Genomic DNA, 17,595 nt, shown 5'->3' with positions numbered 1-17,595 from the left:
CCGGTGGCTACGGACCATAGTCGGTGGCGTACGGGCCGTAAGGGAGCGCGGCCCGTACGCCGGACGGCGTGATCAGGTCAGACGGCGAGCGCCTGGGCGCGGCGCTTCACCTCCGTGCCGCGATTCTCGCTCAGGGCCTGCGCGGGGGTGCCGGGCAGGCTCTCGTCGGGCGTGAAGAGCCACTCGAGCATCTCTTCGTCGGTGAAGCCGTCGTCCCGCAGGAGCGTCAAGGTGCCGGACAGGCCCTTGACGACCTTCTGTTCGGTCCCGTCGATGAAGGCGGCGGGAACGTGCAGCGCGCGGTTCTCACCACGGCGTACGGCGATGAGCTGGCCTTCCTTGACCAGCTGCCGGACGCGGGTCACCTCGACGCCGAGCTGTTCGGCGATGTCGGGGAGGGTGAGCCAGGCGGGGACGAGAGCATCGATCTTTACGTCAATCTCGGTCACGAACACAAGCCTGCCATCTCGGACTGACACTCGGTACCCAGGCCGGTGCGACCGTGTCACGCCCGCGGCCCCACGGCCCCTCACACAGGGCCGCGCCCTTCAGGGGCGCGGGGAACTTTGCGACCAGCCACGGACGGCCCGCAGCCATCGGACGGCCTTCCAGCGGAGCGCCGAGGCTGAGCGCTCAGGCCGTCGCGCCCTTGAGCGGCAGTGCGGGATCCGCGAGGAGCCCGGAGTCCATCGGCGTGCCCGCCTCGATCAGCCGCTTCCCCTGCGCCAGATCCCGCGGCCTCCCCACGGCCAGGATCGCGACCAGGCGGTCCTCGCGGAGCCAGCACACCGACCAGGACGGTCCGGCCGGGTCGCCACGCCGGACCGTGCTGTCGGCGGACGCGTGATGGCCCGCGTACTGGACGAAGCGGCCGAACTGTTCGGACCAGAAGTACGGCACGGGGTCGTACACGGCGGACGTCTCGCCGACGATGTTCGCGGCGACCGTGCGCGGGCCCTGGAGGGCGTTGTCCCAGTGGTGGACCAGCAGGCGCTCTCCGTAGCGGCCCGACGGGAACGAGGCACAGTCGCCGACCGCGTAGACGTCCGGTACGGAGGTGCGCAGGCGGTCGTCCGCGACGACCTCGCGATGGGCGCCGAGGTCGATCCCGGAGCCGGCCAGCCAGGCCGTGGCGGGCCGGGCCCCGATGCCGACGACGACGGCGTCCGCGGGCAGCCGCGAGCCGTCGTCGAGGACCACCGCACCCGGCTCGACGCGCTGCACGCGCGCGTGGGTGCGCAGCACCGTCCCGCTGTCCGCGTACCAGGCGGCCATGGGAGCGGCCACGTCGTCGGGCAGCGCGCCCGCGAGCGGCCGGTCGGCGGCCTCGACGACGGTCACCGCGCAGCCCGCCTCGCGCGCCGCCGTGGCGAACTCCGCGCCGATCCAGCCCGCGCCCACCACGACGATGTCGTGCTGCCGGGCGAGGACGGGGCGCAGCCGCTCGGCGTCGTCCAGCGTGCGCAGCAGATGGACGCCGGGTACGCCCTCGGCGCCCGGCAGTTGGATCGGTTCCGCTCCCGTGGCGACGACCAGGACGTCGTACGGAACCGGACCGTCGCCGGTGTCGAGCTCGTGCCGCGCGGGGCGTACGCCGGTCACTTCGAGCCCCAGGCGGAGCTCCACGTCGAGGGCCTCGAAGTCGACGTCGAAGGCGGAGCCCTCGGCCTTTCCGAGCAGGACGGCCTTGGACAGCGGGGGCCGGTCGTACGGCTGGTGGGGCTCCGCGCCGATCAGCGTCACGCTTCCGGTGAAGCCCCGTTCCCGCAGGGCGACGGCCGTCTGGACGCCCGCCATGCCCGCACCGACGATCACGGCGCCGCGTCGCGCCGCCGGGCCCTGTCCCTGCGTCCGCCCCTGCGTCTGCTCACTCACCTGATCACCATAGACACTCGCGAAATCGTCGGTCAGGGGGCACGATCAGTGAGCTGTTGCACAGCGTCAGGCGTCGGTGACCTCTTCGACCACACTCGTCCCGCTGCCCTCCTGGGACTCCCACTCCCAGGTCTCCTCCAGGCGTACCCGCCCGTCGGCGAGGTCGACGACCAGGGAGACGCAGTGCCCCGACGACGTGGTGCCGTCCGCCTTCAGCTGGACGTACCGGAAGTCGAGCCGGTCGTCCTCGCGCGTGCCCACCAGGTGGCCGCGTACGACGTCGCCGCCCGCGTACTCGGCCCAGATCTCGCCGTCCTTCTCGTGGTACGCGAAGCGGGTGCACGTCCCCACCTGGCCCGGGGCCTGGTCGGCGACCGGTGAGAGGACGAGGCCGTCGAGCGAGCGGGCCATGCGTGAGGGCTCCCTTACAGGCTGTCGGGGCGAAGGGCTAGGGTGGCCAACGTAAAGCACTCGCGGGAGTCCGGACGCACCGGGCTGAGAGGGAGGCTGGGACGGCCTCCGACCGTACGAACCTGATCCGGGTCATGCCGGCGAAGGGAGGGGCTGGACGCCCATGTCGCGTACACCGGAGACACCCGACGCATCCGATACGCCCGTTGCATCGCGCACCTCACCCGAGGCATCGCGTACCTCGGACGTCCTGGTCGTCGGGGGCGGCATCATCGGCCTCGTCACGGCCTGGCGGGCCGCGCAGCGCGGGTTCACGACCGCGCTCGTGGATCCCGAACCCGGCGGCGGCGCCGCGCAGGTCGCGGCCGGGATGCTGGCCGCCGTCACCGAACTCCACTACGGCGAGCAGACGCTGCTCGGCCTCAATCTGGCCTCGGCGCGCCGCTATCCGGCCTTCGCGGCCGAGCTGACCGAGGCGACCGGCCAGGACATCGGATACCGGCAGTGCGGCGCGCTGGCCGTCGCGCTCGACGCCGACGACCGTGCCCATCTGCGCGAAGTGCACGCCCTGCAACGCCGGTCGGGCCTGGAGTCGGAGTGGCTCAGCGGCCGTGAGTGCCGGCGTCTGGAGCCGATGCTCGCGCCGGGCGTGCGCGGCGGACTGCGGGTCGACAGCGACCACCAGGTCGATCCGCGGCGGCTCGCCGCGGCCCTGGTCACGGCCTGCGAGCGGGCCGGGGTGACCTTCCACTGGACGTGGGCCGACCGCCTGACCGTCGTACGGGACCGGGCCGTCGGCGTCGTGACGACGGACGGCACCGCGCTTTCGGCGGGCCAGGTCGTCCTCGCCGCGGGCAGTCTCAGCGGACGCCTCGCGGGCGTCCCCGGCGACGTGCTGCCACCGGTGCGCCCCGTGAAGGGACAGGTGCTGCGGCTGGCGATCCCGAAGCGGTACGCGCCCTTCCTGAGCCGCAGCGTGCGTGCCGTCGTCCGCGGCAGCCACATCTACCTGGTGCCGCGGGAGAGCGGCGAACTGGTCGTCGGCGCGACCAGCGAGGAGCTGGGCTGGGACACCACGGTGACCGCGGGCGGCGTGTACGAGCTGCTGCGGGACGCCCACGAACTCGTCCCCGGCATCACCGAACTGCCGCTCACCGAGACGCGGGCCGGACTGCGCCCGGGCTCCCCCGACAACGCGCCTCTGCTCGGCCCGACCGAGCTCCCGGGGCTGCTCCTTGCGACCGGCCACTTCCGCAACGGTGTGCTGCTCACGCCCGTCACCGGGGACGCCATGGCGCACGCCCTGACCACCGGTGAACTCCCGGACGAGGCCCGCCCGTTCACGCCCAGGCGGTTCGGCACCGCCGCGCTCTCGGAGCAGCCCGCATGAGCGTCGGAGCAGCGCGTACGAGCATGAGCGTCTTCGTCAACGGGGAGCGGCGGCAGCTGGCCGCGGACACCGCCCTCGACACCCTCGTCGCCGCGCTCACGGCGGCCCCCTCCGGTGTCGCCGCCGCCCTCAACGAAACCGTCGTCCCGCGCGCGCAGTGGTCGAAGACCCTCCTCTCCGAGGGAGACCGCGTCGAAGTCCTCACCGCCGTCCAAGGAGGCTGACCCATGGCCGACGACCCCTTCGTCCTCGGCGGTACGTCCTTCACGTCCCGTCTGATCATGGGTACCGGCGGCGCGCCCAGCCTCGACGTCCTGGAGCGCTCGCTCGTCGCGTCCGGCACCGAGCTGACGACGGTCGCGATGCGCCGCGTGAGCCCGAAGGCGCACGGCTCGGTGCTGTCCGTGCTCGACCGGCTGGGCATCCGCGTGCTGCCGAACACCGCGGGCTGTTTCACCGCCGGGGAGGCCGTTCTGACGGCCCGTCTCGCGCGTGAGGCGCTCGGTACGGACCTCGTCAAGCTGGAGGTCATCGCCGACGAGCGCACGCTGCTGCCCGACCCGATCGAACTGCTCGACGCCGCCGAGACCCTGGTCGACGACGGCTTCACGGTCCTCCCGTACACGAACGACGACCCGGTGCTCGCCCGCAGACTGGAGGACGTGGGCTGCGCCGCGGTCATGCCGCTCGGGTCGCCGATCGGGTCCGGGCTCGGCATCCGCAACCCGCACAACTTCCAGCTGATCGTGGAGCACGCGCGCGTGCCGGTGATCCTGGACGCGGGTGCCGGTACGGCGTCGGACGCCGCGCTCGCCATGGAGCTGGGGTGCGCGGGTGTGATGCTCGCCTCGGCCGTGACACGGGCGCAGGAGCCGGTGCTCATGGCCGAGGGCATGCGGCACGCGGTGGAGGCGGGCCGGCTCGCGTACCGCGCGGGGCGCATTCCGCGCCGCCACTTCGCCGAGGCGTCGTCCCCTGTGGAGGGCGTCGCCCGCTTGGACCCGGAAAGGCCCGCTTTCTGATGCTTGGCCTGAACGCCTGTCCGAATACGGCCGCCGCGCCGCGGTCGCCGTCGTGCGACGTGCGTCACAGCTCGGCTGCAGTAGCGCCCCGGAATCGCCCGTACGGGCGGCGTTGACAGTGGCGGCTCGTACACTCACCTGCGTGGATACGACGCTTCAGGACCCGCTCGTCGGGCACGTGCTCGACGGCCGCTATCGCGTCGACGCGCGCATCGCCGTCGGCGGGATGGCCACGGTCTACCGGGCCGTCGACACCCGTCTGGACCGGGTGCTCGCGCTCAAGGTGATGCACCCGGGCCTGGCCGCGGACGCCACGTTCGTGGACCGCTTCATCCGCGAGGCGAAGTCGGTGGCCCGGCTCGCGCACCCGAACGTGGTGCAGGTCTTCGACCAGGGCGCGGACGGCGGCTACGTCTATCTGGCGATGGAGTACGTGGCCGGCTGCACCCTGCGCGACGTGCTGCGCGAGCGCGGGGCGCTGCAGCCGCGGGCCGCGCTCGACATCCTGGAGCCGGTCCTCGCCGCGCTCGGCGCCGCGCACCGCGCCGGGTTCGTGCACCGCGACATGAAGCCGGAGAACGTCCTGATAGGGGACGACGGCCGGGTGAAGGTGGCGGACTTCGGTCTCGTACGGGCCGTGGACACGGTCACCAGCACGACGGGGGCCCTGCTCGGCACGGTGTCGTATCTCGCGCCGGAGCAGATTGAACACGGCACGACCGATCCCCGGGTCGATGTGTACGCCTGTGGCATCCTCCTCTTCGAGATGTTGACCGGCGACCGGCCGCACCTGGGGGACTCGCCCGCCGTGGTGCTCTACAAGCACCTCCACGAGGACGTGCCCCAGCCGTCGGCGAGCGTGCCCGGCCTGGCCTACGAACTCGACGAGCTGGTCACCTCGGCCACCGCGCGCAATCCCGAGATCCGTCCGTACGACGCGGTGGCGCTCCTCGCGCAGGTCCGGGACGCGCGGAGCGGGCTGAGCACCGACCAGCTGGACGCCGTGCCGCCGCAGGCTCTCGCCACGGACCACCAGAACACCGACGACCGTACGAGCGTGATCCCGCTCGCGCTGTCGGTGCCGCGCCCGCTCCCGGTGAACGGCGACGACGCCGAGCTGCACCGCACGAGCTTCCTGCCGTCCCCGCCGCCGGACCCGCCGCGCCGCGGACGCGGCGGCCGTACCGCGACACCGCGCCGCGGACGCGGCGGCCGTACCGCGACACCGCGCCGCGGCGTGCTGGCGATCGTCGCCGTGGTGCTGCTGGCCCTCGGCCTCGGCGCGGGTGTCTGGTACATCAACTCCGGCCAGTTCACCAAGGTCCCGGCGGTGCTCGACCAGACCGAGGCGGTGGCCAAGCAGCGGCTCGAGGACGCCGGGCTCGAAGTGAAGCCGGTCAAGCGCGCGAACAGCGACACCGTCAAGCCCGGCAGGGTCATCAGCAGCGACCCGAAGCCCGGCGCCCGGATCCGGGACAACGACTCCGTGACGCTGACGGTCTCCAAGGGCCCGGAGATCGTGCGCGTGCCGGACCTCGGGGGTTACTCGCTGGACAAGGCCAAGGAGCGCCTGAAGAGCGAGGGCCTGGAGGCGGGCATGGTCACCAAGTCCTTCAGCGACGACGTTCCGGTGGGCTTCGTGGTCGGTACCGAGCCGGGGGCAGGCACCGAGCGCCGCGGCGGTTCGGCGATCGCGCTCACCATCAGCAAGGGCCGCCCGGTGGACGTGCCCGACGTCGTCGGCGACGACCTCGCCGACGCGAAGCGGGAGCTGGAGGACGCCGGCCTGACGGTCGAGGTGGCTGCCGAGCAGGTCTCGTCCGAGTACGAGGCCGGCCAGGTCGCCAAGCAGTCGCCGGACCCCGAGCGCCAGGCGGCCGGGGGCGACACCGTCACGCTGACGGTGTCCAAGGGCCCGGAGATGATCGAGGTCCCGGACGTCGTGGGCGACAGCGTCGACGACGCGAAGCAGGAGCTGGAAGCGGCCGGTTTCAAGGTCGAGGAGGACCGCGGTCTGCTCGGTCTCTTCGGCGACACGGTCGAGGGCCAGTCGGTGGACGGCGGCGACACGGCGCCCGAGGGATCGACGATCACCATCGAGATCCGCTGACAGACACGGACGGGCACAACGGCACACGGGCCACAGATACGCAGGGCACACAGGCACACGGGGACATGGCCGCCGACCGGGTGACCGGGACCGCGTGACACCCTGAAGGGGTGAGCACTCAGCAGTCCCGCAACCCCGTCGGCGGCCATGTCCCCGTCGCCGGAGGCCTCGCCTCCGTCGGCCTCTCGTACGCGCGCGAGCTGGCCGCCGAGACCGTCCAGGTCTTCGTCGCCAACCCGCGCGGCTGGGCGACACCGCCCGGAAACCCGCTCCAGGACGAGGAGTTCCGCACGGCGTGCGCCGAACGGTCGATCCCCGCGTACGTCCACGCGCCGTACCTGATCAACTTCGGCTCGCACACCGAGGCGACCGCGGAGAAGTCGGTGGAGTCGCTGCGGCACTCGCTGCGTCGCGGGCGGGCGATCGGGGCGCTGGGCGTCGTCGTGCACACGGGCTCGGCGACCGGCGGCCGGGAGCGCTCGGTCGCGCTCCGGCAGGTGCGCGAGTACCTGCTGCCGGTGCTCGACGAGCTGACCCACGACGACGACCCGTTCCTCCTGCTGGAGTCGACCGCCGGACAGGGCGCTTCACTCTGCTCACGGACATGGGACTTCGGGCCGTACTTCGAGGCGCTCGACGCCCACCCGAAGCTGGGCATCTGCCTGGACACCTGCCACATCTTCGCGGCGGGCCACGACCTCACCGGGCCCAGCGGGATGCACCAGACGCTCGACCTGCTGGTGGACACGGTCGGCGAGGGCCGGCTGAAACTGATCCATGCCAACGACTCCAAGGACGTGGTCGGCGCCCACAAGGACCGGCACGAGAACATCGGCGCGGGGCACATCGGCGAGGATCCGTTCCGCGCACTGATGACCCACCCCGCCACCGAGGGCGTACCGCTGATCATCGAGACACCCGGCGGCAAGGAAGGACACGCGGCGGACGTGGAGCGGCTGAAGAAGCTCCGGGACGGCTGAGAAGGGGCTCAGCGGACTCAGGGCGGGCCGAGGCTCAGAGCTCGGGACCGTCCCCCGGCTTCTCCTGGTACGAGTAGCGCTGCTCACTCCAGGGGTCGCCGACGTTGTGGTAGCCGCGCTCCTCCCAGAAACCGCGACGGTCGGCGGTCATGTACTCGACACCGCGGACCCACTTGGGGCCCTTCCACGCGTACAGATGCGGGACGACGAGGCGGAGCGGGAAGCCGTGTTCCGCGGTGAGCAGTTCGCCGTCCTTGTGGGTGGCGAAGATGGCGCGCTCGGACGCGAAGTCGTCGAGGCGCAGATTCGCACTGAAGCCGTACTCCGCCCAGACCATCACATGGGTGACGGTGGGTGCGGGCGGCGCGATCTCCAGGATCGTACGAGCGGGGATGCCGCCCCACTCCGCGCCGATCATGCTGAACTTGGTGACGCAGTGCAGATCGGCCACGACCGTGGCGTACGGCAGGGCGGTGAACTCGTCGTGGGTCCAGCAGTGCTTCTCGCTGTCGGCGGTGGCGCCGAAGACCCTGAACTCCCAGCGCTCGGGGCGGAACTTCGGTACGGGGCCGTAGTGCGTGACCGGCCAGCCCCGCTGTAGTCGCTGCCCCGGCGGAAGCTCCGACTGCGCTGCTTCTCCAGATTCACGACCCACCGGCTGACCCATGACTCCATCCTGACAGACCCGGGACGGTGGACATGACCAGGTACCCACCGGCCCCGACAAACCACCCCAAACAGAACTAAGCAAGCACTAACTTACTGAGCATGCACTTACTGGACGATCTTCGACACCGGTGCAATCATGCGGCGCAACCAGCCAGTTCCCCCCGTTCGGAAGGAGCCTCTGCGATGCAGGGCGATCCCGAGGTCATCGAATTCCTCAACGAGCAGCTGACCGGCGAGCTCACCGCGATCAATCAGTACTTCCTGCACGCGAAGATGCAGGAGAACTTCGGCTGGACGAAGCTCGCGAAGTACACGCGGCACGAGTCCTTCGACGAGATGAAGCACGCGGAGGTACTCACCGACCGGATCCTCTTCCTCGAAGGCCTGCCGAACTACCAGCGGCTGTTCCATGTCCGGGTCGGGCAGACGGTCACCGAGATGTTCCAGGCGGACCGACAGGTCGAGGTCGAGGCGATCGACCGGCTCAAGCGCGGTATCGAGGTGATGCGGACCAAGGGCGACATCACGTCCGCGAACATCTTCGAGTCGATCCTCGAGGACGAGGAGCACCACATCGACTATCTGGACACCCAGCTCGAACTGGTGGAGAAGCTCGGCGAGGCGCTCTACATCGCACAGCTCATCGAGCAGCCGGACAGCTGAGCGGAGTCGGCCGGGCGGCGAGTCGGCTCAGGCGGCCTCTTCCAGCTCTTCCACCTCGGCGAGCACGGGCATGCCCTGGTCGGCCAGCTCGCGCCGGGGGCACGCGTCCCTGCCCAGCAGCGCCTGAATGCGTCGTACGCACGAACCACAGTCGGTGCCCGCCTTGCAGGCCGACGCTATCTGCCGGGGGGTGCAGGCACCGCCCTCCGCGTGCTTCTTCACCTGCGCCTCGGTCACCCCGAAGCAGTTGCAGACGTACACGCGGTTCACCTCCCGACGGGATTCGTTGGGTCGTCGCGCCATCCCGATAATCGGTGAGGCAAACCTAACCTTACCCGTAGACTCGGAGCCGCAAAAGTGTGGTGGGGCGCGGATCGTATGTGATCCGCGCCCCACCACATGCGCTGGTAACAACCGAAACGGCTGCTGATCTGCTACTGGTCCCGGTACATCTCCGCCACCAGGAACGCCAGGTCCAGGGACTGGCTGCGGTTCAGGCGCGGGTCGCAGGCCGTCTCGTAGCGCTGGTGCAGGTCGTCGACGAAGATCTCGTCGCCGCCGCCCACGCACTCGGTGACGTCGTCACCGGTGAGCTCGACGTGGATGCCGCCCGGGTGCGTGCCCAGGCCCTTGTGGACCTCGAAGAAGCCCTTGACCTCGTCGAGCACGTCGTCGAAGCGGCGGGTCTTGTGGCCGGAGGCCGCCTCGTACGTGTTGCCGTGCATCGGGTCGGTGATCCAGGCGACGGTCGCGCCCGAGGCGGTGACCTTCTCGACCAGCTCGGGGAGCTTGTCGCGGACCTTGTCGGCGCCCATGCGGACGATGAAGGTCAGCCGGCCGGGCTCACGGTCCGGATCGAGGCGCTCGATGTACTGCAGCGCGTCCTCGGCCGTCGTGGTCGGGCCCAGCTTGATCCCGATCGGGTTGCGGATCTTCGAGGCGAACTCGATGTGCGCGCCGTCCAGCTGACGGGTGCGCTCACCGATCCACACCATGTGGCCCGACACGTCGTACAGACGGCCCGTACGGGAGTCGACCCTGGTCAGCGCCGATTCGTAGTCGAGGAGCAGCGCCTCGTGGGAGGCGTAGAACTCGACGGTCTTGAACTCCTCCGGGTCTGCCCCGCAGGCGTGCATGAAGTTGAGCGCCTGGTCGATCTCGCGCGCCAGCTGCTCGTAGCGCTGCCCGGACGGCGAGGTCCGCACGAAGTCCTGGTTCCAGGCGTGCACCTGGCGCAGATCCGCGTAGCCGCCGGTGGTGAAGGCTCGGACGAGGTTGAGCGTGGAGGCGGAGGCGTTGTACATCCGCTTCAGGCGCTCGGGGTCCGGGATCCTGGACTTCTCGTTGAAGTCGAAGCCGTTGACCGAGTCGCCGCGGTAGGTCGGCAGGGTCACGCCGTCACGGGTCTCGGTCCCCTTGGAGCGGGGCTTGGAGTACTGGCCGGCGATGCGGCCGACCTTCACGACGGGCACGGACGCCGCGTACGTGAGGACGGCACCCATCTGGAGCAGGGTCTTGAGCTTGTTGCGGATGTGGTCGGCCGACACGGCGTCGAAGGCCTCGGCGCAGTCGCCGCCCTGGAGCAGGAACGCCTCGCCCTTGGCGACGGCTCCCAGCCGGGCGCGCAGCTGGTCGCACTCGCCGGCGAAGACGAGCGGCGGATACGACTCGAGGTCCGCGATCACATCGCGCAGAGCCTCGGCATCGGGGTACTCGGGCTGCTGCGCCGCGGGCAGGTCTCGCCAGGTGTTGCCAGCGCTCGCGCTGGACTTAGCGTTCACGGTCACGACATCAACATTACGGGGTCATGTCGGGCGTCCATCTCCATGCTCATCAATTGAGACAGACCGCGCTCGATCGAAAGCCCCGACGTGTACGCCGTATGTACGCCGTCACACAGGGTTTCGCATGGGGTAGGGTGCGGCGCATGTTCGCGCACTCGATCCAGAACTCGATCCAGAACTGGTGGTGGACCGCTCATCCGGCGGCCCACTGACTGCGCGTACGCAAGACTTCGCGAAGGCCGCCCGAGGGGCGGCCTTCGGTGTTTCCGCGACCGGGCCGTTCCTCTCCACCGAATCCCACGGAGAAGGAGCACGACCCATGAACCTGGTCGACCTGCTGGACGATCCCCGCCCGTTCGCCCTGCTGCGCCGCCGCACGCCGGGCCGCTCCGCCGACAAGAGCGACACCGTCGAGCTGCTGCTCGGCCCGGTCACCGAGTACGAACGGCTGGCCGACATCCCCGAGGGACTTGCCCTCATCCCGTACCGCCAGATCCGCGAGCGCGGCTTCGACGTCCGCGACGACGGCACCCCGCTGGCCGTGCTCACCCCTCAGGAGTCGTACGAACTCCCCCTGGAGCAGGCCCTGTCCGAGCTGCCCGTGCACGAAGTGCGGGTCGAGGGCGGTGGCTTCGACGTCGCGGACGAGGCGTACGCGGAGATCGTCGGGCGGGTGCTGCGCGAGGAGATCGGGCGGGGCGAGGGCGCGAACTTCGTCATCCGGCGGACGTACGAGGGGGAGATCCCGGGGTTCGGACGGGCCGACGCGCTGGCTCTCTTCCGGCGGCTGCTGGTCGGTGAGCGCGGGGCGTACTGGACGTTCGTCGTGCACACCGGAGAGCGGACGCTGGTCGGGGCAAGCCCGGAGGTGCACGTCCGGATGTCCGGCGGGACGGTCGTCATGAACCCGATCAGCGGGACGTACCGCTACCCCGCCGAGGGGCCGACGCCCGAGGACCTGCTGGAGTTCCTGGCCGACGGCAAGGAGATCGAGGAGCTCTCGATGGTCGTCGACGAGGAGCTCAAGATGATGTGCACGGTCGGCGACATGGGCGGCGTCGTGATCGGGCCGCGACTGAAGGAGATGGCCCATCTCGCGCACACCGAGTACGAGTTGCGGGGCAAGTCGTCGCTCGACGTCCGCGAGGTGCTGAAGGAGACCATGTTCGCGGCGACGGTCACCGGGTCGCCGGTGCAGAACGCCTGCCGGGTCATCGAGCGGCACGAGGTCGGCGGGCGCGGGTACTACGCGGGGGCACTGGCGCTGATCGGGCGCGATTCCGGCGGGGCCCAGACCCTCGACTCCCCCATCCTCATCAGGACCGCCGACATCGACGCGGGCGGGCGGCTGCGGGTCCCGGTCGGCGCGACGCTCGTACGCGGGTCGGATCCGGCGAGCGAGGTCGCCGAGACGCATGCGAAGGCGGCCGGGGTGCTGGCCGCGCTGGGGGTACGCCCCGGACGGCCCGGCGCGGAGAAGGTACGGGCAGACCTCGCGGACGACCCCCGGGTGCGGGCGGCACTCGATGGGCGGCGGGCCGCGCTGGCGCCGTTCTGGCTGCGGATGCAGGAGCGGTCGGCCGAACTGGAGGGCCATGCGCTCGTGGTGGACGGGGAGGACACGTTCACGGCGATGCTCGCGCATCTGCTGTGCTCGTCGGGGCTTGAGGTGACCGTCCGGCGGTACGACGAGCCGGGACTGCGGGAGACGGTGCTCGCGCACGAGGGTCCGCTGGTGCTCGGGCCCGGTCCGGGCGACCCCTCGGACATGACTGACCCGAAGATGGCCTTTCTGCGCGGCCTGACCGCGGAGGTGATCCGGAGCCACCGGCACGGCGTGCTGGGGGTCTGCCTCGGGCATGAGCTGATCGCGGCGGAGCTGGGCCTGGAGATCGTCCGGAAGGAAGTCCCCTACCAGGGTGCCCAGACGGACATCGGCCTCTTCGGGCGGACGGAGACCGTCGGCTTCTACAACAGCTTCGTGGCGCGGTGCGACGAGGAGGCGGCGGTGGAACTGGCGGCGCATGGGGTCGAGGTCAGCCGCAGTGGGGTGGGCGAGGTGCACGCGCTGCGCGGGGCCGGCTTCGCCGGGGTCCAGTTCCACCCGGAGTCGGTGCTGACGCTGCGCGGCGTGGACGTCGTACGGGAACTGGTGGGACAGGTGCGGGCAGGGGCGGGCACGAGGGTCTTCGCCCCCGACGCCCCTACCCTCCCCCACTCCCGGCTTCGCTCGAGCGGGGGGACCCCCATCGTCCCTTCTGGGGGCTGCGCCCCCAGCCCCCCGCTGTCGGCCTGAACGACCTCGTCCTCAAACGCCGGACGGGCTACTCGTCAGCCCTCCGGCGTTTGAGGAGCGGGGGTTCGGGGGCAGCGCCCCCGAGGCAGGGACGGTGGGGGGGTCCCCCCGCTCATGGGGGTCCCCCCGCTCGAGCGAAGCCGAGAGTGGGGGAGAAGCCGAGAGTGGGGGAGGGTAGGGGCGGCGGGGGCGAGAAAAGCTCGGGTCAGCCGAAGAAAACTCCGACCTCCTCATAGAGGCTGGGGTCCACCGTCTTGAGGCGGGCCGTGGCCTCGGCGATGGGGACGCGGACGATGTCGGTGCCGTGCAGAGCGACCATCTTGCCGAAGTCGCCGTCCCGGACGGCCTCGATGGCGTGCAGGCCGAAGCGGGTGGCGAGCCAGCGGTCGAAGGCGCTGGGAGTGCCACCGCGCTGGACGTGTCCGAGGACCGTCGTACGGGCCTCCTTGCCCGTCCGGCGCTCGATCTCCTTGGCCAGCCACTCGCCCACGCCGGAGAGGCGGACGTGCCCGTAGGAGTCGAGCGAGCCGTCCTTGAGGACCATGTCGCCGTCCTTGGGCATCGCCCCCTCGGCGACGACCACGATCGGCGCGTACGAGGCCTTGAAGCGTGAGGTCACCCACGCGCAGACCTGCTCGACGTCGAAGCGCTGCTCGGGGATGAGGATGACGTTCGCGCCGCCCGCGAGGCCCGAGTGGAGGGCGATCCAGCCCGCGTGGCGGCCCATGACCTCGCAGACCAGCACCCGCATGTGCGACTCGGCGGTGGTGTGCAGCCGGTCGATCGCCTCGGTCGCGATGTTCACGGCGGTGTCGAAGCCGAAGGTGTAGTCGGTGGCGGAGAGGTCGTTGTCGATCGTCTTCGGAACGCCGACGACCGGCACGCCGTACTCGTCGGTGAGGCGCGCCGCGACGCCCAGCGTGTCTTCACCGCCGATCGCGATCAGGGCGTCGACCTCCAGCTCGGCGAGGTTCTCCTTGATCCGGCGGATGCCGTTCTCCACCTTGAGGGGGTTGGTGCGCGAGGAGCCGAGGATGGTGCCGCCGCGGGGCAGGATGCCGCGCACGGCGGGAATGTCGAGCCGGACGGTGTCGGCCTCCAACGGTCCCCTCCAGCCGTCTCGGAAGCCGGTGAAGTCATAGCCGTACATCTGCACGCCCTTGCGGACGATGCCCCGGATGACGGCGTTGAGCCCGGGGCAGTCGCCGCCTCCGGTCAGTACTCCGACCCGCATGGAAAAGTCCCTTCGCCGCGGTTGGCTGATGGGACCCACGCTAATAGTGATCCAGGTCACTTCAGCAGGGGGCGGAAGGTCAATTCCGGTGAATTGTGCGCGTGTTGATCACGCGTCTTCACTCGTTGGTGGGACACGGACGGTTTACGCGTCGTCGAGGCCCCGCTCTATGGCATAGCGCACCAGCTCCACGCGGTTGTGGAGCTGGAGCTTGCCCAGGGTGTTCTGCACGTGGTTCTGGACCGTGCGGTGGGAGATCACCAGGCGCTCGGCGATCTGCTTGTAGCTCAGGCCCTTGGCGACCAGCCGGAGTACCTCGGTCTCACGGTCGGTGAGCTGCGGGGCCCTGGGCTCGTCGCTGCCCGTGGCGGGCCCGGGGTCGGAGGCGAGTCTGCGGTACTCGCCGAGGACCAGGCCCGCGAGCCCGGGCGTGAAGACGGGGTCGCCGACGGCCGTGCGGCGCACCGCGTCGATCAGTTCCTCCGTGGACGCCGACTTGAGCAGATAGCCGGTGGCCCCGGACTTGACCGCCTCCAGCACGTCCGCGTGCTCGCCGCTCGCGGAGAGGACCAGGACGCGCAGGGCGGGATTGGCCCCGACCAGCTCCTTGCAGACCTGCACACCGGGCTTGGCCGGCAGGTTCAGGTCGAGGACGAGAACGTCGGGGGCGACGGCCTGCGCACGGCGCACCGCCTGCTCGCCGTCGCCCGCCGTGGCGACCACGTCGAACCCGGACTCGGCCAGGTCACGGGCGACCGCGTCGCGCCACATGGGGTGATCGTCGACCACCATGACCTTGATCGGGCCCTTTCCGTCACTCATCGCCGGCCTGCCCTGCCTTCGCCATGGCCTCCGTGGTCTTCCCCGTCGGCTTTCCTGTCGGCTTTCCCGTCGTCCTTGTCATCGCCGCTCCGCCTTCCCCCGTGGACCCTTCGGGTCCTTCGCGCTCGTCACGTTCGTCATGTCCGTCTTCGGGACCTTCAGTTCGACCTCGGTGCCCTGGCCGGGCACCGAGATCAGCTCGGCCGTGCCGCCGATCTCACGCAGCCGTCCACGGATCGACAGGGCCACGCCGAGGCGCCCCTCCCCCTCGGCCTGGGCGAGCCGCCCCTCGGGGATGCCGGGACCGTCGTCCCGTACGGTCACGATCACCTCGTCCGGCTCGTCCTCGACCAGGATCCACGCGCGGGCGTCCGCGCCCGCGTGCCGGTGGACATTGTCGAGGGCGGCCCCGACGGCGGCGGCCAGCTCCTTCGCGGCGGCCGGGGCGAGCGGCACCGGGGTGCCCGGCGCGGAGAAGGTCACCTGCGCGGTGGCGTACGGGGCGAGCAGCGAGCGCAGATCGCAGGGGCCGCCGGAGCCGTCGTCCGGGTCCGGCTCGTCCACCGCGCGCACCAGGGCGCCCTCGGCCTCGTCCTCCGACACACGTGACACCGGTACGAGCCCGGCCGAGACCAGCGTGCGCAGCGCCACCTCCTGCTCGCCCGCGAGGCGGCCCAGGTCCGCGGCGTCGCCGCCGAGTGCGGAACCGCGGCGCTGCACCATGGCCAGCACCTGGAGGACGCCGTCGTGGATGTCGCGGGCGAGCCGTTCCCGCTCGCGTGTCGTGGCCTCGATCTCCAGGGCGCGGGCGAGGGTGCGCTCAGAGGCGCGGGCGACCTCGACGACGTATCCGATGGCGATGGAGGCGACCCAGACGAGCAGCACGTTGTGGAGGGTGTCCTGGCTGAACGCGCCGCGCTGGACGACGTTGGCGACGCCGACGAGCGCCGAGGCGAAGGCCGCCCAGCGCCAGCCGCCCTTGATCGCGAACGCCAGCACGGAACCCGCGGTCCATATCGACGGGAGGGTCGGGCCACCGCCCACGATCCGGTCGTGGGAGTCCGCGATCGGCGTGAGCAGGATGCCGGCGAGCGCGATGGTCAGGTCGACGGCGAGGAAGCGCTTGGTGCAGCTCGCCGCGTTCGCGATCCTGGGCAGGGTGGCGAAGGTCCACGCGATGAGCACCAGGTAGTAGCCGATGGCCACTTCGGGGCGGATGAAGTCGCCGTAGTGCGTGGCGAAGAGGCCGATCGCATAGAACATGGTCAGGACCCGGTACGCGGTGAGCGCACGCCACAGGGGCTGCTCGACCGACATCCTCATGACTCTCTCGCGCTTGGCCATGTCCCCCACTACCCCATCCCCCGCCGACTCGTCTAGGAGTTGGACCGATCCGTCTCGCCCGTCTCGTCCGCGTCGGTCCGCTCCTGCGCCTGCCCGGCTTCCTTCTGGGCTTCCCTCTGGGTCTCTTGCTGAGATTCCTTCTGGGCTTCCTTCTGCGCCTGCTTCTGTGCCTTCGCCTCGTCCGCGATCTGCCGCTTGGCGGCCGTCGCGTAGATGTCGACGTACTCCTGTCCGGAGAGCTTCATGATCTCGTACATGACCTCGTCGGTCAGCGCGCGCAGGACGAAGCGGTCGTGCTCCATGCCGTTGTAGCGGCTGAAGTCCAGCGGCCCGCCGATGCGGATGCCCGGGCGCATCAGCTTGGGCATCACCTTCCCCGGCGGCTGGATCTTCTCGGTGTCGATCATGGCGATCGGGATGACGGGCGCTCCGGAGGCGAGCGCCAGGCGCGCGAGGCCGCCGGGCCTGCCCCGGTAGAGGCGGCCGTCCGGCGACCGTGTGCCCTCGGGGTAGATGCCGAACAGCTCGCCGCGCTCCATGACCCCCATGCCGCTCTTGATGGCCGCCTCGCCCGCGCCGCGCGCTCCGGAACGGTCCACCGGCAGCTGGCCGACGCTCTTGAAGAAGGCGGCCGTCATCCGGCCCTTGAAGCCGGGGGTCGTGAAGTACTCGGCCTTCGCGATGAACGTGACCTTGCGGTCCAGGACCGCGGGCAGGAAGAAAGAGTCCGAGAACGACAGGTGATTGCTCGCCAGGATGGCCGGGCCCTCGGCGGGAATGTTCTCGAGGCCTTCCACCCAGGGTCGGAAAGCAAGCTTCAGAGGCACTCCGACGGAAACCTTCAATGCGCCGTAGATCAACTGCGTGCCTCCTGTGCCTCTCGGTCAGACCTTAACCCGGAGCACCGTCAAAGGACCCGACGGCCCTGGTCGGTGTCAGTGCGGTCGCGTACGGTGAAGTACGCCTCGAAGCTTCGGGGTGATCGTCGCGTCGCC

The 17,595-nt window shown here is 70.6% G+C and carries 18 protein-coding genes and 1 riboswitch; of the genes, 8 read left to right on the top strand and 10 right to left on the bottom strand.

Annotated features, from left to right (window positions below):
• Window positions 1-77: 77 nt before the first annotated feature.
• The 3 genes from OHA11_RS34890 to OHA11_RS34880 all read right to left on the bottom strand — a co-directional run bounded on the left by OHA11_RS34890 (window position 78) and on the right by OHA11_RS34880 (window position 2,286).
• On the bottom strand, window positions 78-449 hold the full coding sequence (locus OHA11_RS34890) for an Rv2175c family DNA-binding protein (protein ID WP_266503112.1): 372 nt from the start codon (window positions 447-449) through the stop codon (window positions 78-80).
• A gap of 184 nt (window positions 450-633) precedes the next feature.
• Complete coding sequence (locus OHA11_RS34885; RefSeq protein ID WP_266507669.1) at window positions 634-1,797, bottom strand: NAD(P)/FAD-dependent oxidoreductase; 1,164 nt, start codon at window positions 1,795-1,797, stop codon at window positions 634-636.
• A 144-nt stretch (window positions 1,798-1,941) separates the two neighbouring features.
• Entirely contained in the window at window positions 1,942-2,286 is a 345-nt protein-coding gene (locus OHA11_RS34880) for a hypothetical protein (protein WP_266503111.1), read from the bottom strand.
• A 52-nt stretch (window positions 2,287-2,338) separates the two neighbouring features.
• Window positions 2,339-2,452: riboswitch (TPP riboswitch) on the top strand.
• Between OHA11_RS34880 and thiO the strand changes: the two genes are divergently transcribed.
• The 5 genes from thiO (at window position 2,450) to OHA11_RS34855 (ending at window position 7,788) form a co-directional block, all read left to right on the top strand.
• Complete coding sequence (gene thiO / locus OHA11_RS34875) at window positions 2,450-3,676, top strand: glycine oxidase ThiO (protein ID WP_266503110.1); 1,227 nt, start codon at window positions 2,450-2,452, stop codon at window positions 3,674-3,676. It overlaps the preceding riboswitch by 3 nt.
• A gap of 23 nt (window positions 3,677-3,699) precedes the next feature.
• Complete coding sequence (thiS, locus tag OHA11_RS34870; RefSeq protein WP_266507667.1) at window positions 3,700-3,900, top strand: sulfur carrier protein ThiS; 201 nt, start codon at window positions 3,700-3,702, stop codon at window positions 3,898-3,900.
• A 3-nt stretch (window positions 3,901-3,903) separates the two neighbouring features.
• Window positions 3,904-4,698, top strand: coding sequence for a thiazole synthase (locus OHA11_RS34865; RefSeq protein ID WP_266503108.1), 795 nt, complete (start codon window positions 3,904-3,906; stop codon window positions 4,696-4,698).
• Window positions 4,699-4,840: 142 nt separating this feature from the next.
• Window positions 4,841-6,808, top strand: a complete 1,968-nt coding sequence (gene pknB / locus OHA11_RS34860; RefSeq protein WP_266503107.1) for a Stk1 family PASTA domain-containing Ser/Thr kinase — start codon at window positions 4,841-4,843, stop codon at window positions 6,806-6,808.
• A gap of 110 nt (window positions 6,809-6,918) precedes the next feature.
• Entirely contained in the window at window positions 6,919-7,788 is an 870-nt protein-coding gene (locus OHA11_RS34855) for a deoxyribonuclease IV (RefSeq protein WP_266503106.1), read from the top strand.
• Between the two features lie 34 nt (window positions 7,789-7,822).
• Here the strand turns inward: OHA11_RS34855 and OHA11_RS34850 are convergent, their stop codons facing one another.
• Complete coding sequence (locus OHA11_RS34850) at window positions 7,823-8,455, bottom strand: sulfite oxidase-like oxidoreductase (RefSeq protein WP_266503105.1); 633 nt, start codon at window positions 8,453-8,455, stop codon at window positions 7,823-7,825.
• Window positions 8,456-8,640: 185 nt separating this feature from the next.
• Here OHA11_RS34850 and bfr point away from each other — a divergent pair, with 185 nt between their 5' ends.
• Complete coding sequence (bfr, locus tag OHA11_RS34845) at window positions 8,641-9,120, top strand: bacterioferritin (RefSeq protein WP_266503102.1); 480 nt, start codon at window positions 8,641-8,643, stop codon at window positions 9,118-9,120.
• A 27-nt stretch (window positions 9,121-9,147) separates the two neighbouring features.
• Here bfr and OHA11_RS34840 read toward each other — a convergent pair whose 3' ends face one another.
• Together OHA11_RS34840 and OHA11_RS34835 are read right to left on the bottom strand one after the other, a co-directional pair.
• The gene (locus tag OHA11_RS34840) at window positions 9,148-9,390 is read right to left on the bottom strand and encodes a bacterioferritin-associated ferredoxin (RefSeq protein ID WP_266503100.1); all 243 of its coding nucleotides are present in this window, start codon (window positions 9,388-9,390) and stop codon (window positions 9,148-9,150) included.
• A 164-nt stretch (window positions 9,391-9,554) separates the two neighbouring features.
• Window positions 9,555-10,907, bottom strand: a complete 1,353-nt coding sequence (locus OHA11_RS34835) for a class II 3-deoxy-7-phosphoheptulonate synthase (RefSeq protein WP_266503099.1) — start codon at window positions 10,905-10,907, stop codon at window positions 9,555-9,557.
• A gap of 20 nt (window positions 10,908-10,927) precedes the next feature.
• On the opposite strand from OHA11_RS34835, the gene OHA11_RS48585 reads away from it, so the two are divergent.
• Both OHA11_RS48585 and OHA11_RS34830 read left to right on the top strand, forming a co-directional pair.
• Window positions 10,928-11,116 (top strand): trp operon leader peptide, encoded by a 189-nt coding sequence (locus tag OHA11_RS48585; RefSeq protein ID WP_353962958.1) that lies wholly within the window; start codon window positions 10,928-10,930, stop codon window positions 11,114-11,116.
• A gap of 107 nt (window positions 11,117-11,223) precedes the next feature.
• Window positions 11,224-13,200: an anthranilate synthase family protein gene (locus OHA11_RS34830; protein WP_266503096.1), complete on the top strand. Its 1,977-nt coding sequence runs from the start codon at window positions 11,224-11,226 to the stop codon at window positions 13,198-13,200.
• 205 nt (window positions 13,201-13,405) lie between these two features.
• Here the strand turns inward: OHA11_RS34830 and OHA11_RS34825 are convergent, their stop codons facing one another.
• From OHA11_RS34825 to OHA11_RS34810, 4 genes are all read right to left on the bottom strand, one after another.
• Window positions 13,406-14,434: a 6-phosphofructokinase gene (locus tag OHA11_RS34825; protein ID WP_266503095.1), complete on the bottom strand. Its 1,029-nt coding sequence runs from the start codon at window positions 14,432-14,434 to the stop codon at window positions 13,406-13,408.
• 144 nt (window positions 14,435-14,578) lie between these two features.
• Window positions 14,579-15,256 (bottom strand): response regulator transcription factor, encoded by a 678-nt coding sequence (locus OHA11_RS34820; RefSeq protein WP_266503094.1) that lies wholly within the window; start codon window positions 15,254-15,256, stop codon window positions 14,579-14,581.
• Between the two features lie 78 nt (window positions 15,257-15,334).
• Window positions 15,335-16,600, bottom strand: a complete 1,266-nt coding sequence (locus tag OHA11_RS34815; protein WP_266503092.1) for a MacS family sensor histidine kinase — start codon at window positions 16,598-16,600, stop codon at window positions 15,335-15,337.
• Window positions 16,601-16,632: 32 nt separating this feature from the next.
• The gene (locus OHA11_RS34810) at window positions 16,633-17,460 is read right to left on the bottom strand and encodes a 1-acyl-sn-glycerol-3-phosphate acyltransferase (protein WP_266503091.1); all 828 of its coding nucleotides are present in this window, start codon (window positions 17,458-17,460) and stop codon (window positions 16,633-16,635) included.
• Between the last annotated feature and the right edge of the window lie 135 nt (window positions 17,461-17,595).

Source organism: Streptomyces sp. NBC_00878, from assembly GCF_026341515.1.
In the GTDB taxonomy this organism is placed as follows: domain Bacteria; phylum Actinomycetota; class Actinomycetes; order Streptomycetales; family Streptomycetaceae; genus Streptomyces.
This window is presented reverse-complemented; position numbering and strand designations above follow the sequence as displayed.